21 protein-coding genes are annotated in these 22,606 nt (G+C 71.2%); 8 read left to right on the plus strand and 13 right to left on the minus strand.

Annotated elements, in window-relative coordinates:
• Positions 1-30: 30 nt before the first annotated feature.
• Both ACWIBS_RS12740 and ACWIBS_RS12745 read right to left on the minus strand, forming a co-directional pair.
• The gene (locus ACWIBS_RS12740) at positions 31-831 is read right to left on the minus strand and encodes an SDR family NAD(P)-dependent oxidoreductase (protein ID WP_454137027.1); all 801 of its coding nucleotides are present in this window, start codon (positions 829-831) and stop codon (positions 31-33) included.
• Complete coding sequence (locus ACWIBS_RS12745) at positions 824-2,398, minus strand: DUF6421 family protein (RefSeq protein WP_376131452.1); 1,575 nt, start codon at positions 2,396-2,398, stop codon at positions 824-826. Before ACWIBS_RS12745 ends, ACWIBS_RS12740 begins: the two co-directional genes overlap by 8 nt.
• Before the next feature lie 79 nt (positions 2,399-2,477).
• On the opposite strand from ACWIBS_RS12745, the gene ACWIBS_RS12750 reads away from it, so the two are divergent.
• Positions 2,478-2,924: an Lrp/AsnC family transcriptional regulator gene (locus ACWIBS_RS12750; RefSeq protein ID WP_376131455.1), complete on the plus strand. Its 447-nt coding sequence runs from the start codon at positions 2,478-2,480 to the stop codon at positions 2,922-2,924.
• A gap of 289 nt (positions 2,925-3,213) precedes the next feature.
• Here ACWIBS_RS12750 and ACWIBS_RS12755 read toward each other — a convergent pair whose 3' ends face one another.
• From ACWIBS_RS12755 to ACWIBS_RS12780, 6 genes are all read right to left on the minus strand, one after another.
• On the minus strand, positions 3,214-4,713 hold the full coding sequence (locus tag ACWIBS_RS12755; protein ID WP_376131458.1) for a CoA-acylating methylmalonate-semialdehyde dehydrogenase: 1,500 nt from the start codon (positions 4,711-4,713) through the stop codon (positions 3,214-3,216).
• A gap of 45 nt (positions 4,714-4,758) precedes the next feature.
• Complete coding sequence (locus tag ACWIBS_RS12760; protein ID WP_376131461.1) at positions 4,759-6,075, minus strand: aspartate aminotransferase family protein; 1,317 nt, start codon at positions 6,073-6,075, stop codon at positions 4,759-4,761.
• Between the two features lie 117 nt (positions 6,076-6,192).
• Positions 6,193-7,143: an ABC transporter substrate-binding protein gene (locus ACWIBS_RS12765; RefSeq protein ID WP_376131464.1), complete on the minus strand. Its 951-nt coding sequence runs from the start codon at positions 7,141-7,143 to the stop codon at positions 6,193-6,195.
• A 188-nt stretch (positions 7,144-7,331) separates the two neighbouring features.
• On the minus strand, positions 7,332-8,348 hold the full coding sequence (locus tag ACWIBS_RS12770) for a TIGR03842 family LLM class F420-dependent oxidoreductase (protein ID WP_376131502.1): 1,017 nt from the start codon (positions 8,346-8,348) through the stop codon (positions 7,332-7,334).
• Between the two features lies 1 nt (position 8,349).
• Entirely contained in the window at positions 8,350-9,813 is a 1,464-nt protein-coding gene (gene hydA, locus ACWIBS_RS12775) for a dihydropyrimidinase (protein WP_376131499.1), read from the minus strand.
• Positions 9,810-10,658 (minus strand): nitrilase-related carbon-nitrogen hydrolase, encoded by an 849-nt coding sequence (locus tag ACWIBS_RS12780; protein WP_376131496.1) that lies wholly within the window; start codon positions 10,656-10,658, stop codon positions 9,810-9,812. Before ACWIBS_RS12780 ends, hydA begins: the two co-directional genes overlap by 4 nt.
• Before the next feature lie 440 nt (positions 10,659-11,098).
• On the opposite strand from ACWIBS_RS12780, the gene ACWIBS_RS12785 reads away from it, so the two are divergent.
• Positions 11,099-12,271 (plus strand): sensor histidine kinase, encoded by a 1,173-nt coding sequence (locus ACWIBS_RS12785; protein ID WP_376130889.1) that lies wholly within the window; start codon positions 11,099-11,101, stop codon positions 12,269-12,271.
• A complete protein-coding gene (locus ACWIBS_RS12790; protein WP_376130886.1) occupies positions 12,268-12,906 on the plus strand; it encodes a response regulator in 639 nt (212 codons plus the stop codon). The genes ACWIBS_RS12785 and ACWIBS_RS12790 overlap by 4 nt, the downstream gene beginning before the upstream one ends.
• Before the next feature lie 26 nt (positions 12,907-12,932).
• On the opposite strand, the gene ACWIBS_RS12795 is transcribed toward ACWIBS_RS12790, so the two are convergent.
• Positions 12,933-13,622, minus strand: a complete 690-nt coding sequence (locus tag ACWIBS_RS12795) for a hemerythrin domain-containing protein (protein WP_376130884.1) — start codon at positions 13,620-13,622, stop codon at positions 12,933-12,935.
• 134 nt (positions 13,623-13,756) lie between these two features.
• On the opposite strand from ACWIBS_RS12795, the gene ACWIBS_RS12800 reads away from it, so the two are divergent.
• A complete protein-coding gene (locus ACWIBS_RS12800) occupies positions 13,757-14,530 on the plus strand; it encodes an ABC transporter ATP-binding protein (RefSeq protein ID WP_376130881.1) in 774 nt (257 codons plus the stop codon).
• On the plus strand, positions 14,527-15,996 hold the full coding sequence (locus ACWIBS_RS12805; RefSeq protein WP_376130878.1) for an ABC transporter permease: 1,470 nt from the start codon (positions 14,527-14,529) through the stop codon (positions 15,994-15,996). Before ACWIBS_RS12800 ends, ACWIBS_RS12805 begins: the two co-directional genes overlap by 4 nt.
• 358 nt (positions 15,997-16,354) lie before the next feature.
• Here ACWIBS_RS12805 and ACWIBS_RS12810 read toward each other — a convergent pair whose 3' ends face one another.
• A complete protein-coding gene (locus ACWIBS_RS12810; RefSeq protein ID WP_376130876.1) occupies positions 16,355-16,852 on the minus strand; it encodes a hypothetical protein in 498 nt (165 codons plus the stop codon).
• Between the two features lie 33 nt (positions 16,853-16,885).
• Between ACWIBS_RS12810 and ACWIBS_RS12815 the strand changes: the two genes are divergently transcribed.
• The gene (locus ACWIBS_RS12815) at positions 16,886-17,794 is read left to right on the plus strand and encodes a 2-phosphosulfolactate phosphatase (protein ID WP_376130873.1); all 909 of its coding nucleotides are present in this window, start codon (positions 16,886-16,888) and stop codon (positions 17,792-17,794) included.
• A 4-nt stretch (positions 17,795-17,798) separates the two neighbouring features.
• Here ACWIBS_RS12815 and ACWIBS_RS12820 read toward each other — a convergent pair whose 3' ends face one another.
• From ACWIBS_RS12820 to ACWIBS_RS12830, 3 genes are all read right to left on the minus strand, one after another.
• A complete protein-coding gene (locus ACWIBS_RS12820) occupies positions 17,799-18,287 on the minus strand; it encodes a SprT-like domain-containing protein (protein ID WP_376130870.1) in 489 nt (162 codons plus the stop codon).
• 29 nt (positions 18,288-18,316) lie between these two features.
• Positions 18,317-18,841: a hypothetical protein gene (locus tag ACWIBS_RS12825; protein ID WP_376130867.1), complete on the minus strand. Its 525-nt coding sequence runs from the start codon at positions 18,839-18,841 to the stop codon at positions 18,317-18,319.
• Between the two features lie 91 nt (positions 18,842-18,932).
• Positions 18,933-19,799 (minus strand): spermidine synthase, encoded by an 867-nt coding sequence (locus tag ACWIBS_RS12830; RefSeq protein ID WP_376130865.1) that lies wholly within the window; start codon positions 19,797-19,799, stop codon positions 18,933-18,935.
• Positions 19,800-20,010: 211 nt separating this feature from the next.
• Between ACWIBS_RS12830 and ACWIBS_RS12835 the strand changes: the two genes are divergently transcribed.
• The gene (locus tag ACWIBS_RS12835) at positions 20,011-20,766 is read left to right on the plus strand and encodes a LamB/YcsF family protein (RefSeq protein ID WP_376130862.1); all 756 of its coding nucleotides are present in this window, start codon (positions 20,011-20,013) and stop codon (positions 20,764-20,766) included.
• Entirely contained in the window at positions 20,763-22,445 is a 1,683-nt protein-coding gene (locus tag ACWIBS_RS12840; protein ID WP_454137028.1) for a 5-oxoprolinase subunit B/C family protein, read from the plus strand. The genes ACWIBS_RS12835 and ACWIBS_RS12840 overlap by 4 nt, the downstream gene beginning before the upstream one ends.
• Positions 22,446-22,606: the final 161 nt, after the last annotated feature.

Genomic DNA, 22,606 nt, shown 5'->3' on the forward strand with positions numbered 1-22,606 from the left:
AATCTAGTTCGGCGCAGCCGCGAGGCCGGTTCAGAGCGCCGGGTCGGTGAGATCGACGATCGTGTCGTTCGTCTCGGCGGCGTCGGTCATCCACAGGTCCGTGAATCGCTGCGCGAGCGCTTCTTCGAGGCCGGACAGGCTCTTCACGCGGAAGATGACGGATGCCGCCCGCAAGGGCTCGTCCGCCTCGCGCGCCGCCTTCGCGAAGCCCTGCGCGACGGCGCGCGCCCACGCCTCGCTCGCGGCTTTCACCGCCGCATAGTTGGCGCCGCCGGCGAGGGGTCGGGCGACCTCGGTCGACGAGACGATCGCGAGGCGTCCCGCCTCGGATGCGCGCAGGTCGGCGTCGAACGCGCGCGAGACGTGGCGCAGCGCCGTGAACGACCGTTCGAGGAACCGGTAGTCGGCGTCGGACTGCCCCGCCAGGCCCCCGCCCCCGCGCCATCCGCCGACGAGATGCGCGATGCCGTCGACCGGCCCGTCCGTGTCGTGCACGCGCTCGGCGAGCGCCGCGACGGCGGCTTCGTCGGTGAGGTCGCACACCTCGGTCCGCACCGCCCCCGGTCCCTGAGCCTGCCCCGGTCCCTGAGCTTGTCGAAGGGTCGCGGCATCCCCCGGCCCCTGAGCTTGTCGCGGTCCCTGAGCTTGTCGCGGTCCCTGAGCTTGTCGCGGTCCCTGAGCTTGTCGAAGGGTCGCCAGCTTCTCCGCATCCCGTCCCACCGCGATGACGCGGGCGCCGGCCGCCGCCAGCGCTCGCGTCATCGCGGCGCCGGCGTCGCTGGTCGCGCCGGCGATCAGGACGAGGCGTCCGTGCACCCCCGCGTCACTCATCGCCCGCCCGGATGCCCGTCGTCGATTCGATGACGGGCCGCATCTTCTTCTCGAGGGCCTCGAAGAACATCGACAGCGGGAACTCGTCGTCCATCACGGCGTCGGTGTATCCCTTCGGGGGCCCGGCGAGGATGTCGTCCGGCAAGCCCCGTGCCCACTGCGATGCGGGGTTGGGCGTCAGCGTGCTGCGCACGAGGTCGTACGCTGCGAGCCAGTGCGCCGTCTTCGGACGGTCGATCGAACGCCAATACAGCTCGTCGATCGAATCGCCGAGCGCGACGACGGCGGCGGGCACGTCGTCCCAGTCGAACGCGAGCGCCGTGTCGGTCCAGTGCAGCACGCCGCGCTGGTGCAGCCACGCGAAGAGCAGCTGCCCGCCCAGCCCGTCGTAGTTGCGCACGCGCGAACCGGTGATCGCGAACCGGAAGATCCGGTCGAAGATGACGGCGTACTGCACGAGCCGAGCGTGCTCGAGCATCTCGACCTCAGCCTCGGTCAGAGCCCCCGACCCCTGGGCCTGTGCCTCCGGTCCCTGGGCCTGTGCCTCCGGTCCCTGCGCCTGTGCCTCCGGTCCCTGAGCGTGTGCTTCCGGTCCCTGAGCCTGTCGAAGGGCGCTCAGCCGCTTCTCGATCTCGACGCTCTCGCGGAACGCCGTGAGGTCGCACCTCAGCTCCTCGAGCGAGTAGAGGAAGTACGGCATCCGCTGCTTGATCATGAAGGGGTCGAACGGCAGGTCGCCGCGCATGTGCGTGCGGTCGTGGATGAGGTCCCACATCACGAACGTCTTCTCGGCGAGATCCTGGTCATCGAGCATGCGCGCCGCGTCCGCGGGCAGCTCGAGCTTGGTGATCTCGGATGCCGCGCGCACGACGCGCCGATACCGCGCCGCCTCGCGATCCTGGAAGATCGCCCCCCACGTGAACGTCGGGATCTCGCGCATGGCCACGGTCTCGGGAAAGAGCACGGCCGAGTTCGTGTCGTAGCCGGGCGTGAAGTCGATCAGCCGCAGCGAGACGAAGAGTCGGTTGGTGTACTCCGTCTCGAGTTGCGCGATGAACTCCGGCCAGATCGCCTGCACGATGAGCGCCTCGACGAAGCGGTTCGGCGACCCGTTCTGCGTATACATCGGGAAGACGACGAGATGACGGATGCCGTCGACCCGGTGCTGCTGCGGCTGGAACGCCACGAGCGAGTCGTAGAAGTCGGGCACGCCGAAGTCGGTTCCGGCCCAGCGCTCGAAGTCGCGCACGCTGGCCTCGAGGTAGTCGGCATCGTGCGGGAACCGCGGCGCGAGCTCGCGGATGGACTCGACGATCGTTGCGACGGCGACACGGGCGTCGGCATGGTCGGATGCCGCGGGGACCGACCCGTCTTTCGCCTGGACTGCCTGCAGGGCGATCGCGGCATCCTTCAGGCGAAGCCACGCGGTCGTGGTCTCGACGCCGTCCGCTGCGCCCGTCCCGGTCGCTGCGCCCACCCCGGTCGCCGAGCGTGTCGAAGCGTCCTCGACGACCTCTGGCTCACCGACGACGACCTGCGTGGTACGGGCGTGCTGGGTCATGGACATGGATGCCTCCGATCGCTCCTGGCTGCGGATGCCGGAATAATTCCGGCGAATGGGCTCTACTGCCGGTATTCTTCCATGCATGGAAGATGCTGTCGACCTCCGCATCATCGAAGCGGTCTCGCTCGATGCGCGCGCCACTCTCGCCCAGATATCCCACGCCGTGGGGCTGTCGGTGTCGGCGGTGCAAGCGCGGCTGCGCCGACTCGAACAGCGCGGCGTCATCGTCGGCTACCGCGCGCTGCTCGATCCCGAGGCGGTCGGAAAGTCGCTGTCGGCGTTCATCGAGATCACGCCCCTCGACCCGGGGCAACCCGACAATGCGCCCGAGCTGCTCGAGCATCTCAGCGAGATCGAGGCGTGCCACTCTGTCGCCGGTGAAGCGGCGTACATGCTGTTCGTGCGGGTCGCGACCCCGCGCGACCTCGAGTCGCTCATCCGCGACATTCGGCTCGCAGCATCCGTCAGCACGCGCACGACCGTCGTGCTGCAGACGTTCTACGAGAACCGTCCCATCGCACACGCCTGATCCAGCCTCGCCTGCCCTTCGGGGCCTTTCGCTCGTCGAGCCGAACCTTTCCTGCCGAACCGGACGTCGTGGTGGTCGGGTTCGACGGGAAAGGTCGGGTTCGGGCGGGGAGGGGGCGACGGAGGCCCGGCCCGGCCCGTCTCGGTCGTGCTGGGGAAGTCCGGGTTGAGGCCGCCGTGCGACGGGTCGAGCCGAACCTTTCCTGCCGAACCGGACGTCGTGGTGGTCGGGTTCGACGGGAAAGGTCGGGTTCGGCGAAGAGGGGTGTGCGGCGGCGGCGCGGCCCGTATCAGTCGTGCTGGGGGAAGCCCAGGTTGAGGCCGCCGTGCGACGGGTCGAGCCAGCGCGATGTGATGGCCTTCTCGGCCGTGAAGAAGTCGAACCCGTGGGGCCCGTACGCTTTCGCGTCGCCGAACAGCGATGCCTTCCACCCTCCGAACGAGTGGTACGCGACGGGCACGGGGATCGGCACGTTGACGCCGATCATCCCGACCGTCGCCTCGCGCTGGAAGCGCCGCGCGGCACCGCCGTCGTTCGTGAAGATCGCCGTGCCGTTGGCGTAGGGGCTGCCGTTGATGATCGACAGGCCCTCTTCATAGCCCTCCACGCGCACGATCGACAGCACCGGCCCGAAGATCTCGTCGGTGTAGACCGTCGACGAGGTGGGAACCCGGTCGATGAGGGTCGGTCCGAGCCAGAAGCCGTCGGCGTCGCCATCGACCTCGACATCCCGGCCGTCGACGAGGACGTCGGCTCCGTCGGATGCCGCGACATCGATGTACGACGCGACCTTGTCGCGGTGCACCTTCGTGATGAGCGGACCCATGTCGCACCCACGCATGCCGTCACCCGTGCGCAGTGTGCGCATGCGCTCGGCGACCTTCGCGGCGAGCACATCGGCGACCGAGTCAACGGCGAGCACGACCGAGATGGCCATGCAGCGCTCGCCGGCCGAGCCGAATCCGGCGTTCACGGCGGCGTCGGCGGCAAGGTCGAGGTCGGCGTCGGGCAGCACGAGCATGTGGTTCTTCGCTCCGCCGAAGGCCTGCACGCGCTTGCCGGCCGCCGTCGCGGTCTCGTAGACGTACTTCGCGATCGGCGTCGATCCCACGAACGAGACGGCACTCACACCGGGGTTCGCCAGGAGCGCGTCGACGGCTTCCTTGTCGCCGTGCACGACATTGAGCACACCGTCGGGAAGACCCGCCTCGGTGAAGAGCTCGGCGAGCCAGTTGGCCGCGCTCGGGTCCTTCTCGCTGGGCTTCAGCACGACGGCGTTGCCCGCCGCGATCGCGATGGAGAAGAACCACAGCGGCACCATCGCCGGAAAGTTGAAGGGACTGATGATGCCGACGACACCGAGCGGCTGGCGCAGCGTGTACACGTCGATGCTCGTCGAGACGTTCTCCGAGTAGGCGCCCTTCGTCAGGTGCCCGAGCCCGCACGCGAACTCGACGACCTCCATGCCGCGCGCGATCTCGCCGAGGGCATCCGAGAGCACTTTGCCGTGCTCGGCGGTGAGGATCTCGGCGAGTTCCTGCTTGCGCGCATTGAGCAGCTCGCGGAAGGCGAACATGACTGTCTGGCGCTTGGCGATCGATGCGTCGCGCCAGGAGCGCGCGGCATCCGAAGCCACGTCGACCGCCGCGGCGACGTCATCGGCGGTCGCGAAGCGCACCGACTTCTGCACCGTCCCGAGCGCGGGGTTGTAGACGTCTCCGGTGCGGGTGCCGGCGCCCGTCCAGGCGCCGCCGCCGACCCAGTGGTCGAGGATCGTGTTCGCGGTCATGGTGTTCCCTCCGTGGATGCTCTTCTTCGAGATAAGGGGCTGCGCTCAGCCGAGGTCGGCTTCGACGCTCGTGAGCGCCTCGTCGTAGATCGACATGGCCTCGGCCACCTCGTCGGCGGTGACGACGCACGGTGGCACGACGTGAATGCGGTTCTCCGCCGTGAAGGGCAGCAGGCCCCGAGCCATGAGCTCCTTCTTGAGTCGCGCGATGACATCGGCGCCGACCGGTTCGCGGGTCGCGCGGTCGCTGACCATGTCCAGCGCCCAGAAGACGCCTTCGCCGCGCACCTCGCCGATGAGCGGGTGAGCCTCGGCGAGCTGAGCGAGGCCGGGCCCGATCGCCTCCTCCCCGATGCGGCGCGCGTTCTCGACGATGCGCTCGCTCTGCATCGCATCGATCGACGCGATGATGGATGCCGCGGCCAATGGGTGCCCCGAATACGTCAGTCCACCGGGGAAGACGCGCTCGTCGAAGGTCGCCGCGATCGCATCCGAGATGATGACGCCGCCGACGGGAACGTAGCCCGAGTTGACGCCCTTCGCGAAGGTGATGAGGTCGGGCTCGCCGCCGTGCCCCTCGAACGCGAACCATTTGCCGGTGCGGCCGAACCCGGCCATCACCTCGTCGAGGATGAGGACGATGCCGTGTTTATCGGCCAGTGCGCGTACGCCGGCGAGATAGCCCGGGGGCGGAGGCATGATCCCCGCCGTGCCGGGGATCGACTCGAGCAGGATCGCCGCGATCGTCTGCGGACCCTCGGACTCGATGACGCGCTCCAGATGGTGCAGGGCGCGCTCGGATTCCTCCTCCGGCGTCGTCGCCCAGAACTCGGTGCGATACAGGAAGGGCCCGAAGAAGTGCACGTGCCCGCGGGCGTACTGGTTCGGCATCCGCCGCCAGTCGCCCGTCGCGACGATCGCCGCGCCGGTGTTGCCGTGGTACGACCGGTAGGTCGAGAGCACGGTGTCGCGGCCCGTGTGCAGGCGTGCCATGCGGATCGCGTTCTCGACGGCGTCGGCGCCGCCGTTGGTGAAGAAGACCTTGTTCATCCCCTCGGGCGCCTTCTCGGCGATGCGCTCGGCAGCTCGCGCTCGCGTGAGGTTCGCCGTCGCGGGGCCGATCGTGGCGAGCAGGGCGGCCTGCTCCTGGATCGCGGCGACGACGGCCGGATGCTGGTGGCCGATGTTGACGTTGACGAGCTGGCTCGAGAAGTCGAGCAGGCGGTTGCCGGCGTGATCCCACACCCTCGTCCCTTCACCGCCCGCGATGACCGGCAGCGACAGTGCGCCCTGTGCAGACCACGAATGGAACACGTGGGCCCGGTCGAGTCGGGTCGTCTCGGCATCCAGATCGTCCGTCATGGTTCCTCCAGTCAGCGGGGTCTCCTCGGCTACGTTCGTCGTCCCGCGACCCGAGGTCAAGTGAGAGCGCGGCAGACGGGGGCCGAACCGAGACGGAACGTCGTCATCCGCGCAGCCTCAATCCGGCTGCCGGGCCCCCGCGACGCGTTCGCCCGTGATGTCGATGCGGTCCCGCTCGAGGGCGTCGAGTCCGCGTTCGATGTACTCGTTCGTGTAGGGCACGGCCGGAGCATCCCCATCGAGCAGGCGACGGGGACCCCCGGCCGCCGTGAGGGCAGCGTCGACCGCGACCTGCCAGGCCGCGTCGTCGATGATCCCGAAGCCCGCCACGGCCGGCCAGATGAGCGCGTTGACCTCGCGCATCGTCGGCACCCGGCTCGCGGACTCGTCGAGGGGACGGGCGGCGAGGACGATCTCGGACGTCTCGTCGGGGGCATCCCGCGCGAAGACCCACCCCTTGGCGGTCGCCGCGAGGAAGCGCGCCGCGACATCGGCATAGGCCTCGTCGGTCTCGAGCCGCTCCGCGTCGGCCCAGACGGCGTCGGACCACGGCGGCGATGCCGTGGGGTCGGCGAAGATATGGGCGATGGCGACGAAACCGGCGGCCGCCGTCGGATCGGCGTCCGCCTCCGCATCCGCATCCGCATCGACGTCGGGTTCGGCGGCGTCGGGGGTCGCGTCGGTGGCATCGGCACCGGCATCCGTCTCGGCGTCGGCGGGCGCGACGGCCCAGTCCAGATCGGCGACGGTGAAGCCGGACGCCGGCTCGAGTCCCTCATCGGACGGAGGCGTCTCGTCGTCGGACACGATGATCTCGACGTCGAGGCCTTCGTCCTCGTAGTAGCCGCGCTCGGCGGCGACGAGGTATCCCGCGTACCGGGTCGTGCCCGTGTCGGGCAGCTGGAGCGTCACGGGTGCGAGCTCGACCGGGTCGCCGCTCTCGAGCGCGCGGACCGGTGCCGGCCCTTCGCCGCCGGCCGTGCATCCGCTCGCGACGAGCCCGACGGCGAGCGCGATCGCTGCGCCCCAGGCGCCGTGCCTCACCCCGCGCCGCACCGCTCCGCTCACCGTCCCACGCTAACCCCTCGCGCGGACCCGGGGGAGCCCGCGCCAGCCTCAGCGCGCACCCCGTTACCCGCGAGACTGCAACGGGGGGCCGAGACTGCGGGTGAACCCCGCAGTCTCGGCGGTCGTCTGCAGTCTCGCGGTCAGCGCGGCGCGGGAGCGCCCCGGGTGGCGCTCCCGCGCACCCGGAGTCAGCGCTTCGCGGGGGCGTGCGCCGTGAGTGCGGGGATGACGGTCTCGCCGTAGACGCGGAGCGTCTCCTCCTTGCTGTCGTGCTGCAGGTAGCCGGCGAACTGCGTGACCCCGAGCTCTTGCAGCCGCTTCAGCTTGGCGATGTGCTCGTCGGCCGTACCGAGGATGCAGAAGCGGTCGACGATCTCGTCGGGCACGAAGTCGACGTGATCGTTGTCGGACTTGCCGTGCGTGTTGTAGTCGTATCCCTTGCGCCCCGCGATGTACGACGTGAGGGCCTCGGGAACCGCGCCGTGGTGGCCGTACTTCGCGACGATGTCGGCGACGTGGTTGCCGACCATCCCGCCGAACCAGCGGCACTGATCGCGCATGTGGGCGACGTCGTCGCCGATGTACATGGGCGCGGCGACGCAGATCGCGAGCGAGTCGGGGTCGCGGCCCGCTGCGGCCGCGGCATCCTTCACCGTCGTGATCATCCACTCGGCGATGTCGAGGTCGGCCAGCTGCAGGATGAACCCGTCGCCCACTTCGCCGGTGAGCTTGAGGGCCATCGGGCCGTAGGCCGCGACCCAGACATCCAGGCTCGACCCGCGGCTCCACGGGAACTGCAGCGTCGCGCCGTTGTGCTCGACGGAGCGCGAATTGCCGAGCTCGCGGATGACGTGCACGGCCTCGCGCAGCTCCGCCAGCGTCGTGGGCTTGCCGCCCGTGACACGGACGGCGGAGTCACCGCGCCCGATCCCGCACACGGTGCGGTTGCCGTACATCTCGTTGAGGGTCGCGAAGACGGATGCCGTCACGGTCCAGTCGCGCGTCGCGGGATTGGTGACGAACGGCCCGACCGTGACGCGATGGGTCTCGGCGAGGATCGCCGAGTGGATGACGTACGGCTCCTGCCACAGCAGGTGCGAGTCGAAGGTCCACACGTGGCTGAAGCCGTGCGACTCGGCGAGCTTCGCCAGCTGCACGGTGCGCGCGGCGGGCGGATTGGTCTGCAGAACGACGCCGAAGTCCACGTCACACCAGGTACTGCGACAAGCCGCGCTTGAGGAACCGGCCGTCGCCCTTCGCGCCGAGATACTCCCCGCCGTCGACGATGACCCGACCGCGGGAGAGCACCGTGTCGACGTGTCCGTCGATCTCGAACCCCTCCCACGCCGAATGGTCCATGTTCATGTGGTGGGTCCGGCCCGTCGGGTTGCCGTTCTCGTCCACCGGCATCCCGATGCTCGTGTGCCCGTTCGGGTCGTAGATGACGACGTCGCCGTCGGCGCCCGGCTGGATGACGCCCTTGCGCCCGTACAGCCCGAACATGCGCGCGGGTGTCGTCGAGGTGAGCTCGACCCACCGCTCGAGCGTGATCCGGCCCGTCACGACGCCCTGGTACATGAGGTCCATGCGGTGTTCGATCGAGCCGATCCCGTTCGGGATGGCGCGGAAGTCGCCGAGCCCGAGCTCCTTCTGGTCCTTCATGCAGAACGGGCAGTGGTCGGTCGAGACCATCTGCAGGTCGTTCGTGCGCAGCGCCTGCCACATGTGGTCCTGGTGTCCCTCTTCGCGGGAGCGCAGCGGCGTCGAGCAGACCCACTTCGCCCCCTCGAATGCGCCCCACCGCTCGCTCGATGCGCCGAGCTGCTCTTCGAGAGACAGGTAGAGGTACTGCGGACAGGTCTCGCCGAACACGTTCCAACCCTTGTCCCGTGCCGCCGCGAGCTGTTCGACGGCCTGTTTCGCGCTCACGTGCACGACGTACAGCGGCGCGCCCGTGAGGTTCGCGAGCATGATGGCACGGTGCGTGGCCTCTTCCTCCATCTGCCACGCTCGAGCGATGCCGTGGAAGTACGGGTCGGTCTCGCCGCGCTCGACGAGCTGCGCCGCGAGCACGTCGATCGCGGGCCCGTTCTCGGCGTGCATCATCGTGAGCAGACCCGTGTCGCGACTCACCTGCATCGCCCGCAGCACCTGCGCATCGTCGGAGTAGAAGACACCCGGATACGCCATGAAGAGCTTGAAGCTCGAGATGCCCTCATCGACGAGGCCGCGCATCGCCCGCAGGGAGTCCTCGTCGACGCCGCCGACGATCTGGTGGAAGCCGTAATCCACGGCGCAATTGCCCGCCGCGAGTTCGTGCCAGTGCGCGAGGCCGTCCTGCACGCGCTCGCCGTAGCGCTGCACCGCGAAGTCGATGATGCTCGTCGTGCCGCCCCACGCCGCCGCGCGCGTCCCCGTCTCGAACGTGTCGCTCGCGTTCGTGCCGCCGAACGGCAGCTGCATGTGGGTGTGCGCGTCGATCCCGCCCGGGATGACGTACTTGCCGGTCGCGTCGATGACCCGCTCGACGGATGCTGCGACATCGGTGCCGAGCAGCTGCGAGCCCGGCGCGAGCACGGCCGCGATCGTCTCGCCGTCGATGAGCACGTCGGCCTGCGTTCGCCCTGTCGCCGAGACGACCGTGCCGCCGGTGATGAGTGTCGTGGTCATGGCTTCGCGATCCCCGTGTAGGAGTCGGGGCGGCGATCGCGATAGAACTGCCAGTCGTCGCGCATCTGCTGGACCATGTCCATGTCGAGATCGCGCACGAGCAGCTCCTCGTGCTCGCTCGATCCTCGCTCGCCGACGAAGTCACCGCGCGGGTCGATGATCTGGCTGGTGCCGTAGAAGGTGACCGCTTCGTCGCCGTACTCGTTGTCTTCGCGGCCGACGCGGTTGGGCTGCAGGACGAAGTAGCCGTTGGCGACCGCGGCGCACGGGCCCTCGACCTCCCACAGCCGGTTCGACAGCCCGGGCTTGGTGGCGTTGGGGTTGAACACCATGTGCGCGCCGTTCAGGCCGAGTTCGCGCCATCCCTCGGGGAAGTGCCGGTCGTAGCAGATGTACATGCCGACACGGCCGACCGCGGTTTCGAAGACGGGGTAGCCGAGGTTGCCGGGGCGGAAGTAGAACTTCTCCCAGAACTTCTCGAGGTGCGGTAGGTGGTGCTTGCGATAGATCCCGAGCACCTCGCCGTCGGCATCGACGATGACCGACGTGTTGTAGTAGACGCCCGTCTGGGCCTCTTCGTAGATCGGCAGCACCGACACCAGCCCGAGCTCTTTCGCGAGGGCGGCGAACCGCTGCACGATCGGGCCGTCGGCGGGCTCCGCGTAGCGGTAGTACTTCTGGTCCTGCGTGATGCCGAAATACGGACCGTAGAACAACTCCTGGAAGCAGATCACCTGCGCACCCTGCGCAGCGGCATCCCGTGCGAAGCCCTCGTGCTTGTCGAGCATCGATTCCTTGTCGCCCGTCCAGGTCGTCTGCGAGATCGCCGCGCGTACCGTCGTCATCGTGTCTCCGTTCAGTCACGGCTCCTGTGTCGGGACAGTCAAGCCTGCCGCGGACGCCCGGGCAAGGGCTTTCGCGGGATCCATCGCGAGGACGCCGCCCTCATCCGTCGACTTGCGCTCTGTGCGCGCGACACGCGGCGCGTCGCGCGCACAAGGCGCAAGTCGACGAAGGGGAGCGGCAGCGCCGTGCGCCGTGGACCTTCGCGCCCTGCGCCGTGGACCTTCGCGCCCTGCGCCCTGCGCCGTGCGCCGTGGACCTTCGCGCCCTGCGCGCTGCGCCGTGCGCCGCCCGCGTGAGCCCCATCCGTCGACTTGCGCTCTGTGCGCGCGACACGCGGCGCGTCGCGCGCACAAGGCGCAAGTCGACGGGAGAGGGGTGTCGCGTGGGATACATCGCCAGACGGATGCCGCGGCTCGCGCTCTCCCGTAGCGTGAAAGCCGTGTTCCGTCGCCTGAAGCCCTACCAGATCGTCGTCGACGCGACGGCGGCGCTGGTCTTCTTCGCGGTGGCGCTTCCGATCGAGCTCGCCACGGCGGCCGGCACAGAGCTGTACCCCTCGGGCGACGTCCTCGGCGCGCTCGCCTTCGTCGTGCCGTTCACCGTCGCCGCCGCGCTGAGCCGGCTCGCTCCGGGCCTCGCCCTCGCGATCGCCTGGCTCGCGGCCGTCATCCAGATGGCGCTCGGCCGCCCACCGACCTTCGCCGACCTCGCGGTGTTCGTCGTGCTGTTCGCCGCGGCCGCGTACGGATCGAACCGCGTGTACTGGATCGGGCTCGCGTCCGCGTTCGTCGGTGCGGTCGTCATCACGGTGTACCTGCTGGCGGGGCCTCTCGTCGTGGGTGGGGCGATCACGTGGCAGGCGATCCCCCTCGCCCTCGCGATCCTCATCGCCGCCGCGTTCGCCCTCGGCCTCGCCTGGACGATCGGAGCGCTCGTGCGCTCGGCGCGCCGCGCGCGGGCGAACCGCGAAGCGCAGAAGCGGGCCGAGGCCGAGGCCGTGGTCGAGCAGGAGCGCGTCCGCATCGCACGCGACATGCACGACGTCGTCGCGCACTCGCTCGCCGTCGTCATCGCACAGGCGGACGGCGCCCGCTACGCCGCGGCCGCCGACCCCTCCGCCGCGACGACCGCGCTCGGCACGATCTCGACGACGGCGCGCTCCGCACTGTCCGACGTGCGGATGCTGCTCACACAGCTGCGTCACAGCCAGAGCGTCGGCCCGCAGCCCACCCTCGCGGACCTGGAGCAGCTGTACGCGCAGGTGCGTGCGGCGGGGGTCGAGCTGCGCGTCGCCGTCGATCCCGTGCCGCCGGGCGAGCCGCCGGCCGCCGTGCAGCTCGCGGTGTACCGCATCCTGCAGGAGGCGCTCACGAACGCGCTGCGGCATGGCGCCGGGGTGGTCTCGGTCGGGCTCGCGTGGCATCCCGACCGCGTCGACCTCGCCGTGCGCAACCCGCTGAAGCCGGGGGATCGACCCGCCGGGACCGGCCACGGGCTCATCGGCATGGGGGAGCGTGCGCACCTCATCGGCGGGCGGTTCGACGCTGCGCCGCACGGGGCCGAATTCGTCGTGACCGCCACCTTGCCGATCCGTCAGGAGGGTTCCCGATGATCCGTGTCGTGCTCGTGGATGACCAGGCGCTGTTCCGCGCCGGCATCCGGATGCTGGTGGCATCGCAGGCCGACCTCGAGGTCGTGGGCGAAGCATCCGACGGGCGCGAAGCCATCGACGTCGTGCGGGCGACCCGCCCCGATGTCGTGCTCATGGACATCCGCATGCCCGTCATGGACGGTCTCACGGCGACCGCCGAGCTGCTCGCCGATCCGGACCCGCCGCGCATCGTCATGCTCACGACGTTCGACCTCGACGAGGCCGCGGCGCGCGCGATCCGGCAGGGGGCCAGCGGCTTCCTGCTGAAGGACGCCGAGCCGGAGTTCCTCCTCGCCGCGATCCGCACCGTGCACGCCGGATCGGCTGTCATCGCGGCATCCGCCACCCGCGACCTCTTCGCGCATTTCTCGCAGCCGAAGGCAGTGAGCGTCCCTGCCGAGTTCGAGACGCTCACCGAGCGCGAGCGTGAGATCTTCGCGCTCGCGGCGCGCGGACTGTCCAACGCCGAGATCGCCGGGCGCGAATACCTCTCCGAAGCGACGGTCAAGACGCACATCAGCCGCATCCTCACGAAGCTGGGCCTGCGCGACCGCGTGCAGCTCGTCGTCTTCGCTTTCGAGCACGGGCTCACCTGACACGCGCCCCTGTGGGAGGGCGCGCGTCAGCGCCCCTCGAGCGCCGCGCGCGTGCGCTCGTAGCGGGGCTTGCCCACCCACCGCCACATCACCCGCACCGGGGCCGGCAGGTTCTTGCGCAGCCATGCATCGCCGCCGTCGGGCTGCGATGAGACGATCGCGCCGAGCGCGTTCCACGTCTGCCCCTTCGGCGTCGAGGCGCGCCCGTGCTCCGAGAACCACTCGACCTCCTTCTGGGTGATGGTGCGCTCCATGACGGGCACGATGTTCTGCTCCTCGTCGGGCAGATGGATCGCCAGAGCCCCGTTGATCCCGTCGAGCGCCGCGAGCAGCGGTGCGGCCGTGGCGGAGGTCGCGGAGGCGCGCCACGCGGGCAGCGCAGCATCCATCGCCGTCAGCTCGGCGAGCATCGCGGCGTGATGCTGCTTCATACGTTCCACGTGGACGGTGCAGGCGGGGGAGCGCTCGACGAGAGCACCCCACAGCCTCTCGTCCTCACCGTCGTGGTGGGCGTGCAGAGCACTCGAGAGAAGGTCGAGCTGCGTCGCGACGACCTCGGCGTGCGCCGTGTTCCCGGTCCGCACCCCGCGCACGAGCGACGGCCCTTCGCGGAAGCCTGCCAGGAACATGCGGTGGATCTCGGCCATGCCACTCGCGTCGCAGGTCTTCGGTTCCGGGGAGACGGCTCCGCTGGAGGGGAGGGGTGTCGCGGCCATGATCGCTCCTTCGCGCTGACGAAGCAGAGACTACGACCAGCCGGCGTCGCGCGGAAGAGGATCATCCTCGAGATGTAGACGGATGCCCCGACAGACCGACGCGGTGGACCTCGCCCGGTTCGTACCGTCGAAGCATGGAACTGACATCGACCGATCTCGGGCTCGCCGCCCGGGTGCAGCACCTCACGAAGACCTACGGCACCGGGGCCGGCACCGTCCGCGCATTGGACGGCGTCAGCGTCGGCATCCGCCGCGGCGAGTTCACCGCGATCATGGGCCCGTCCGGCTCGGGCAAATCCACGCTCATGCACATCATGGCCGGCCTCGACGCGCCCACGAGCGGTCGGGCCTGGATCGGCGACACCGACATCACGGGTCTGTCCGACCTCGAACTGACGATCCTGCGCCGCCGCCGCGTCGGCTTCGTCTTCCAGTCCTTCAACCTCGTGCCGACCCTCGACGCCCTGGCCAACATCATGCTGCCGTTCGACCTGGACGGCCGGCGCCCGACGGTGCTCGAACGCACGCGCATCGACGGGCTCGTCGACTCTCTCGGTCTCGCCGCCAGGCTGCGTCACCGCCCGCACGAGCTGTCCGGCGGCCAGCAGCAGCGCGTCGCGATCGCCCGGGCACTCGCGACGGCGCCCGACCTCGTCTTCGCCGACGAGCCGACCGGGAATCTCGACTCGCGCAGCGGACGGGACGTGCTGCGCCTGCTCGCCGCCGCGACGCGCGAGCACGGTCAGTCGATCGCGATGGTCACGCACGACCCGGTCGCGGCGAGCCACGCCGATCGGGTGCTGTTCCTCGGCGACGGCCGCATCGTCGCCGACAAGCCCCGCCAGAGCGCCGAAGAGATCGCCGCGTACATGCTCGCGACCGAGCTCGGCGCCGAGGTCTCGTCGTGAGCGCCACGGCGATCGATCGGATGCCGCGCCCCGAGGTCGCAGCGACCCGCGCGGCGCCTCTCGGGTACCTGCGTGAGCGGGGCATGGGTGCCAGCATCCTCGTGGCGGGGATCTCCACCGCCTTCGGTGTCGTGCTGCTCACGGCGACGACCTTCATCGGCGCGATGCTGCGGGCCGACCCGTACATCGGCGACAGCGAGACGCTCGCGATCGTCGTCTCCATCCTCACGGGGCTGCTGCTCGGTCTCGCCGTCTATGTCGCCTCGATCGTGACGGCGAACACGTTCGCGACCGTCATCGCCGGACGCACGAGGCGCATCGCGCTCCTGCGTCTCATCGGCGCCTCGGCCCGCTCGCAGCGCGCCGAGGTCGCGCGTCATGGCCTCGTCGTCGGCGCCGTCGGAGCCCTCATCGGGCTGGTGCTGGGAACCGGTCTGTCGGCGGCCGGCGTGCTCCTGGCCGAGACCGCGCTCGGACTGAAGGGACTCGACTTCACACTCGTGCGCCCCGACCTGCTGGCGCCGGCCGTGATCGTCGTGCTCACGACATGGGCGTCGGCGTGGGTGGGATCGCGCCGCGTCCTGGCGGTCACGCCGCTGCAGGCGCTCGGCAGCTCGGTCGAGGTCTCGCACGCCGACGTGGCCAGTCGCACGCGGCGCAACGTCGTGGCCGTCGTGCTGCTGAGCATCGGCGCGGCGCTGCTCGCGGTTGGAATCCTCGCGGGGCTCGTCTCGCCCCTCGGCGTCATCGTCGCTTTCGCGGGCGGAGTGCTCTCGTTCACCGGACTCGCCCTCGGGGCGACGGTCGTGATGCCGCCCGTGCTGCGGCTCGTCGGACGCGCCTTCGGCCGCTCGGCGACGGCACGCCTCGCCGCCGAGAACGCTCTGCGCCACCCGGAACGTTCGAGCCGCATGGCGATCGGCGTCGTCATGGGAGTCACACTCGTGACGATGTTCGCCGTCGCGCTGGAAACGGCCAAAGCGGTCGTCACCGCCTCGGGGGGCGGCATCCCCGATCCCGAGTTCGCCCTCGTGATCGACCTGTTCTCGGCGGTCATGATGGGCCTGGTCGCCGTGTCCGCGGTCATCGCTGCCGTCGGACTGGTCAATCTGCTCACGCTCGGCGTCGTGCAGCGGCGTCGCGAGCTGGGGCTGCTGCGCTCGCTCGGGGTCTCCAACGGCCAGGTGCGGCGCATGGTGCTGCTCGAGGCCGCGCACATCACGATCGCCTCGACGGCGCTCGGCCTCGTGCTCGGCATCGCCTACGGCTGGGCCGGGGCCCAGTCGCTGCTCGGAGCCGTGCGCGTGCCGCCGCTGTGGCTCTCGCCGACCTTCGTGCTGCCCGTCGTGCCGTTGTGGCCCATCGTCGCGATCGTCGTCGCGACGGCGGTGCTCACCCTCGTCGCGGCCGTCGTGCCGACGCGCATCGCAACGCGCGTCGCCCCCGTCGAAGCGCTCGCCGAGTAGGCGCCGAGACCGGATGCCGCCCCGCGGCCCCGTCCGTGCGGTGCTGGCGTGGGGCGGCCGGTGGTCCTGTTGCCCGGGCGGTGAACCGTACGAATCGCGTCGAACCGGACGGCGGCGACGTCGGGGTCGGCGGGATCGGTACGGCTGGGCGTGGGGCGGCCAGTGGTTGGTGGCCGGGGGCGCCGGGTCGGGGGCGCTGGGTCGGGGGGCCGGGTCGGGGACGCCGGGTCAGGGTGGCGGGGCGCGGTCGCCCGGGCGGCGAACCGCACGAATCGCGTCGAACCGGACGGCGGCGACGTCGGGTTCGACGGGATCGGTATGGGTGGGCGTGGGGCGGCCGGTGGTTGGGGGCGCCGGGTCAGTCGGCGGGGTCGTGCGCCCAGGTGGGGGCGAGGGCGCGGATCCGCGCACCGCGCCACTGCCACGTCGCCCAGAGCACGGGCCAGAGGGCGGCGGCGGTCGGGCCGCCGATCACGAGGCGGTCGCGCCACAGCGTGCGGTCCGGTCGCCCGGGAATCGGCGAGACCGCCATCTGGTGATCCCACACGTCGAGGCTCGAAAGCGGCCCGGTCAGCGGGATGCCGCTGTCACGGAAGATCCGCACCGGGCCGGCAGGCTCGGCGACGGTGCGCTCGCTCACGTGGATGAGCTGCTGCCCCATCGGGATGCCGCCGAGCGCCGTCAGCTCGACGGGGATGTCGTCTCCGGGGGTCAGGCTCGTCGGCAGCCCGCCCGGAGCCATCGGCTCAAGTCCGAGGAATGGTCCGTAGAGTTCGGCGACAGCGCGTGGTGAGTGCAGGGCACGCCACGCGGCATCCGGGTCGCAATCGATCTCGAGCTTCAGCAGGATGCGCATGCTCCAGTGTCGCACCGGCTCTAGCATCGAGGGATGCCGTCACCGTTCGACCAGCACCGCTACCAAGTCCGGCTCGAGTGGGGCGTGGAGGGTCTCGCCCGTCTCGCACCCGCCGATGTCGTCGTGGTCGTCGATGTGCTCGGGCTGTCGACGCGCGTGACGAACGAACTCGCGGCGGCCGCCGGCGATGGCATCGCGGCGGGTGCCGGGGCGGTTGCGGCCGAGGCCGGGTCCCCGGACGGCACCGCGTCCCGCCCCGATGCCGTTGCGTCCGGTTCCGTCGGCACCGCGTCCCGTCCCGATGGCGCTGCGTCCGGTTCCGGCGCCGCGAGCGACGACGGTGGCACCGTTTCCGGTTGCCTCGGCACCGCGTCCGGTTCCCTTGGCACCGCGTCCCGCCCCGATGGCGCCGCGTCCGGTTCCGGCACCGCGTCCGACGTCGACGGCACCGCGTCCGACGCCGGCGGCGCCGCATCCGATCCCGACGCCGCGAGCGACGACGAAGCGACGGCGGTCTTGCGGGCCGCTGCCCGAGTGGGAGCCGTCGTGCTGCTCGGATGCCTGCGCAACGCCTCAGCCACGGCGCGCGCCGTGCTCGACGAGCAGACCCGTCGCGCGGGCCGCACGAGCATCGCCGTCGTCGCGGTGGGCCAGCGTGACCGAGACGGCGCACCGCGCTTCGCCGTCGAGGACCTGCTCGGTGCCGGAGCCGTCATCGACGCGCTCACGAAGCTCGGCATCGACCACACCTCACCCGAGGCGGCCGTCGCGGCCGAGGGGTTTCACGGATTGCGCCGAGCCACCCGTCACCTGCTCACGGCGAGCGGATCGGGTCAGGCCCTGCTCGACGGCGGCGCGCGCGACGTCGTGCTCGACGCCGCGGCGGTCGATGTCGTCTCCGTCGTGCCGACCCTGGTCGACGGCGTCTTCATCGCGGCCTGAACGCTCAGCGCGGCGTCATGGCGGCGAGGCGCGCCGCCGCCGTGATCTCGCGACGCGTCCACGAGAAGAGGTTGCGCTCGTCGAAACGCGGCGCGCACGTCGCGCACGACATCGCTCTCGCGGGACGACGGTGCCGGTAGGCGAGATGGCCGGCAGGGCAACGGCCGACCCACGGAGCGAGATCGGTCGCCGTCTCACCGCGATGCGTCGTGCCCCCGACATAGCCGAGGTCGCGGGCGACGCGCAGCCACTCGCGCCCGTGCCCCGCCGCCGGACCGGCCAACGCGTGGGCGACCTCGTGCAGCAGGGTCTGATGATTGTCGTCATCGTCGTAGCGGGCGGTGAGGTAGCGCGACATGCTGATCCGTTTGCGGCGGTAGTCGCACAGGCCCGCTCGGCGCTTGGCGTTATCGAACGCGAACGTCCACGACGAATCCAGATGGGTCACGATGAGCGCCTCGGCCCATCGCCTCACGCGATGCAGTTCCGACATGCCGAAACGTTAGAACAGACCTACGACACTCACCCGGTGAGGGCGGCCGCACGGCGTCGGTCAGCGGCGTCGACGGCCAGCAGCGCCGACTCGAGCTGCGCGTCGGTCGCACCGGACTCCTGGCGCAGGAACAGCGCGCGCTTGAAATCGACGCGCGCGGCCTCGAAATCGCCCGCCTCGTAGTTCGTCCGTCCGCGGTGCTGATAGGCGAATGCTGCGATGCTCGACCAACCCTGGCCCTCGGCCTCGTCGGCGCACATCGTCAGTTCCTGCTCGGCGGCGGCATACGCCCCCCGCACCTGCACGACGGATGCGTGCAGGATGCGCGCCCGCAGCAGGTCCTTGCGCGTGCCCGCCATGCGCGCCACGCGCACGGACTGCTCCGACAGCACGAGCGAATCCTCGGTGCGGCCCAGCACCTTGAGCAGCCACACGCGCTCGAGGAGTGCCGGCAGACTGCGCTGCTCGCCGATCTCGTCGAGACGCTCGGCGCACTCGTGCGGATCGACGATCTCCCGCAGAGTCTCCGGGTCGTAACCCTTGATATAGCTCACGACGACTCCCTCCGCGCACGATGCCCCTAGTCTGCCCCGGCACCGCGCGGTCGTCGGCCCGGCACGCCGGGGTGCAGCATCCGGTGCCTCGTCAGCGATCGAAAACGGATGCCGCGGGCTTCGGCGACGGCGAGGCGGCGGCATCCGTCACGATCGCCGCTCCGCGCACGAACTCGTCGATCTCGGCGCCCTGCGCCACCTTGGCGGGGTGCGGGCCGGCTGCCATGAGGCGCGGCAGCCACTCGGTGGGAAGGGGCGTCGCCGACGCCGCCACGACCAGGTTGCCGAAGCGCCGGCCCTTCAGCGTCTGCACCTCGGCCAGCACGGCGACGTGTTCGAGCACGTCGCGCACGGTCGCGACCTGACGCCGGGCGAAGGCGAGCCCCGCGCCGTCGGCGACATTGACCAGCAGGACGCCGTCGGGAGCGAGCAGCGCCGCCGCTTCGCGGTAGAACTCGACGGTCGTGAGGTGCGCGGGGGTCTGCGCCCCCGAGTAGACGTCGGAAACGAGCAGATCGACGTTGCCGGTGAGCGCGGCGGGCAGGCGCCCGAGTCCTGCGCGGGCGTCGCCGATGCGCACGCGGATCGGCGCTGGGCGGGGGAGCGGCATGTGCTCGCGCACGAGGTCCCAGAGGGCAGGTTCGAGCTCGATGACCTGCTGGCGCGACCCGCGCCGCGTCGCCTCGATGTAACGCGGGAGCGTGAGCGCCCCCGCGCCGAGGTGCACGGCGGTGAGCGGCTGGCGCGGCATCCGCAGCTGGTCGATGACGGCGCCCATGCGCGCGACGTACTCGAAGTGGAGGTGAGTCGGATCGTCGAGGTCGACGTGGGACTGCGGCGTGCCGTCGACGATGAGCTCGAGACCGCCGGCGAAGCGCGCGGGAACGACGCGGGCGATCGTGCCGTCCGAGAGACGGGCGCGAGGCGCCTCGTCGGGTTCCAGCCGCGCCCGTGCCATGACCCCACCGTACTGGGCGGGACACGCCGCCGCCGGGCCGCCCTCTTGTTCCGCGCTCCGCGCCCTCCCTCGCTTTGTTGACTTGCGCCCCGTGCAGCGACACGCCGGCGTGTCATCGACACGGGGCGCAAGTCAACGAAGGGGGCGGGTCAACGGGGGGAGGCGCGGCGGAGCGGAGCCGGGCGCGCGCGACGCGGCTACCGTGGGACGCATGGTGGCGATCGATCTCAACGCCGATCTGGGCGAGACGATCGACGGCGTGCCGACGGCCGACGACGAGGCGATGTTCGCCCTCATCTCGAGCGCGAACATCGCGTGCGGCGGACATGCGGGAGACGCCGCGTCGCTGCGCGCGGCCGTCGAGCGGTCGGCGCGGTACGGCGTCGCCGTGGGCGCGCATCCGTCCTACCCGGACCGCGCCGGATTCGGTCGCACGCGCATCGCGATCAACCCGGGCGACCTCGCCGACGCGATCGCCCGCCAGCTGGACGCGCTCGTCTCGGCGGGAGCCGACGTCCGCTACGTCAAGCCGCACGGCGCGCTCTACCACTCCGTGTCGCGCGACCCGGTCGAAGCAGCCCTCGTCGTGGATGCTGTCGCGGATCTGTCGGCGCGATTGGGGCGCGGCATCCCGATCCTCGGACTCGACGGCGAGATCGCCTTCAACGCCGAGCAGCGCGGCATCCCGTTCGTGCGCGAGGCGTTCCTCGACCGCGGATACCGCGCGACGGGCGGCCTCGTCGCGCGTGGGGCGCCCGGCGACGTGCTGCACGATCCCGCCGAGATCGCCGATCGCGCCGTTCGCCTCGCCGTCGAGGGGGTCCTCGTCGCCGTCGACGGCGGGCTCGTCAGACCGGATGCCGCATCCCTCTGCGTGCACGGCGATTCGCCCGGCGCCGTGGCGATCGCCCGGCGCGTGCGCGCGGCGCTGGACGCCGAGGGGGTTGAGGTGCGATCGCCGTGGTGACCGTGCGCGTGCGGCCGATGGGCGAGCGGGCCCTGCTCCTCGAGACCGATTCGATCGACGATGTGCTGGCGCTGCACGGCCGGCTCGCGGCATCCCGCCCCGAAGGGGTCGTCGAGCTCGTGCCGGCCGCGCGGACGGTGCTGGTCGTCGTCGATCCCGCGCGACTGACGCCGGCGGCCGCGCGGGCGTGGGCGCTGGGCGCGGATGCCGGGGCCGCCGGCCCGCCGCGCGGCGAGGGTTCCGCCGTCGACCTCGAGGTCGTCTACGACGGCGCCGACCTGTCCGAGACGGCGGAGCTCCTCGGTATGACGGCTGATGAGCTCGTGCGCCGCCACGCGAGCGCCGAGTGGTCGGTCGCGTTCACGGGGTTCGCGCCGGGGTTCGGCTATCTGGTGAGCGACGCTTGGCCGTTCGACGTGCCCCGACGGGCCACGCCCCGCACGCGCGTGCCCGCCGGAGCGGTGGGCCTCGCCGCCCGGTTCACGGGGGCGTACCCCCGGGAATCGCCCGGCGGCTGGCAGCTCATCGGTACGACCTCGGCGCTGCTGTGGCGTACGGCGGCGGAGGGTGCGGCATCCCCGGCCCTGCTCGCCCCCGGCACGCGCGTGCGGTTCCGCCCCGTTACCGCGGCTCCGGTCGCCGCGGCAGCCGTGTCCGTGCCCGCCCCCGCACCCGCGTCGACCACGTCGACCGTCCCCGCGCCCGTCCCCGTCCCCGCATCGACCGCGAGACTGCAAACGCAGGTCGAGACTGCGGGTGAACCCCACGGTCTCGGCGCGCCGTTGCAGTCTCGCGGTCACGGGCAGCGGGGGGTACGGGTCGAGGCGACGGGGATGCTCGCGACCGTGCAGGACCTCGGCCGGGCCGGGAACGCGGCGCTCGGCGTCGCGCGGTCCGGCGCCGCCGACCGAGGCGCACTGCGCACGGCCAACCGGCTCGTCGGCAACGACGAAGGCGCCGCGGCGATCGAGATCACGATGGGCGGCTTCCGCGCCGTCGCCGAGGTCGACGCGTGGATCGCCGTCGCGGGGGCCTGGGGGTCGCTCACGCTGGACGGCCGCCCGATCGACCCGTACACCGCGCAGGCCTGGTCCGCGGGCAGCGAACTGCAGGTCGACGTCTTCGCGCACGGCACACGGGCCTACCTCGCGGTGCGCGGCGGCTGCGAGCCCGCGGCGGTGCTCGGATCCCGGTCGACGGACATCCGGGCGGGACTGGGCCCGCGCCGGCTCGCCGCGGGCGACGTGATCCCGATCGGCCCCGCTCCCGCCCGTCCCATCCCGATCGCCGACATCGCGCCCTGGGGAGCCCCGCAGGACGACGAGCTCGAGATCGACCTGGCACCCGGTCCGCGCGCCGACTGGTTCGCGGCATCCGCCCTCGATGTGCTCTTCGCGGCGGTCTGGACCGTCTCGCCCGCGGCCGACCGTGTCGGGATCAGGCTCGAGGGACCCGAACTGGTCCGCGCGCGCCGCGACGAGCTGCCGAGCGAGGGCATGGTGCCCGGCGCACTGCAGGTGCCTCCCGACGGACGCCCCGTCGTGCTCGGCGTCGACGGTCCCGTGACGGGCGGGTATCCGGTCATCGCGGTCGCCACGGATGCCGCGCTGGATCTGCTCGCGCAAGCGCGGCCGGGGACACGCCTGCGGTTCCGGCATGCGCGCACCCCGATCGGGTGAGTCAGCGCGCGTTTATACCGCAGCTTCGGATGCTCGTCAAGAATCCGGCTGGACACGGCGCGTCCTGAGACGTATAGTCGGTAGTTGCGCTCTGGTTCCCCTGCCCTCATATGGTGGTCGGCTGTGCCCGTGTGCCCCCGCGTCACTCTCCATCGGAGTCT

Source organism: Microbacterium sp. NPDC055442, assembly GCF_053644215.1.

Excerpts from the sequence above, each read along its gene's own strand:
- ACWIBS_RS12740 (WP_454137027.1), bottom strand. The coding sequence starts at position 831 with ATGAGTGACGCGGGGGTGCACGGACGCCTCGTCCTGATCGCCGGCGCG.
- ACWIBS_RS12745 (WP_376131452.1), bottom strand. The coding sequence starts at position 2,398 with ATGTCCATGACCCAGCACGCCCGTACCACGCAGGTCGTCGTCGGTGAG.
- ACWIBS_RS12750 (WP_376131455.1), top strand. The coding sequence starts at position 2,478 with ATGGAAGATGCTGTCGACCTCCGCATCATCGAAGCGGTCTCGCTCGAT.
- ACWIBS_RS12755 (WP_376131458.1), bottom strand. The coding sequence starts at position 4,713 with ATGACCGCGAACACGATCCTCGACCACTGGGTCGGCGGCGGCGCCTGG.
- ACWIBS_RS12760 (WP_376131461.1), bottom strand. The coding sequence starts at position 6,075 with ATGACGGACGATCTGGATGCCGAGACGACCCGACTCGACCGGGCCCAC.
- hydA (WP_376131499.1), bottom strand. The coding sequence starts at position 9,813 with ATGACCACGACACTCATCACCGGCGGCACGGTCGTCTCGGCGACAGGG.
- ACWIBS_RS12780 (WP_376131496.1), bottom strand. The coding sequence starts at position 10,658 with ATGACGACGGTACGCGCGGCGATCTCGCAGACGACCTGGACGGGCGAC.
- ACWIBS_RS12790 (WP_376130886.1), top strand. The coding sequence starts at position 12,268 with ATGATCCGTGTCGTGCTCGTGGATGACCAGGCGCTGTTCCGCGCCGGC.
- ACWIBS_RS12795 (WP_376130884.1), bottom strand. The coding sequence starts at position 13,622 with ATGGCCGCGACACCCCTCCCCTCCAGCGGAGCCGTCTCCCCGGAACCG.
- ACWIBS_RS12800 (WP_376130881.1), top strand. The coding sequence starts at position 13,757 with ATGGAACTGACATCGACCGATCTCGGGCTCGCCGCCCGGGTGCAGCAC.
- ACWIBS_RS12810 (WP_376130876.1), bottom strand. The coding sequence starts at position 16,852 with ATGCGCATCCTGCTGAAGCTCGAGATCGATTGCGACCCGGATGCCGCG.
- ACWIBS_RS12815 (WP_376130873.1), top strand. The coding sequence starts at position 16,886 with ATGCCGTCACCGTTCGACCAGCACCGCTACCAAGTCCGGCTCGAGTGG.
- ACWIBS_RS12820 (WP_376130870.1), bottom strand. The coding sequence starts at position 18,287 with ATGTCGGAACTGCATCGCGTGAGGCGATGGGCCGAGGCGCTCATCGTG.
- ACWIBS_RS12830 (WP_376130865.1), bottom strand. The coding sequence starts at position 19,799 with ATGGCACGGGCGCGGCTGGAACCCGACGAGGCGCCTCGCGCCCGTCTC.
- ACWIBS_RS12835 (WP_376130862.1), top strand. The coding sequence starts at position 20,011 with ATGGTGGCGATCGATCTCAACGCCGATCTGGGCGAGACGATCGACGGC.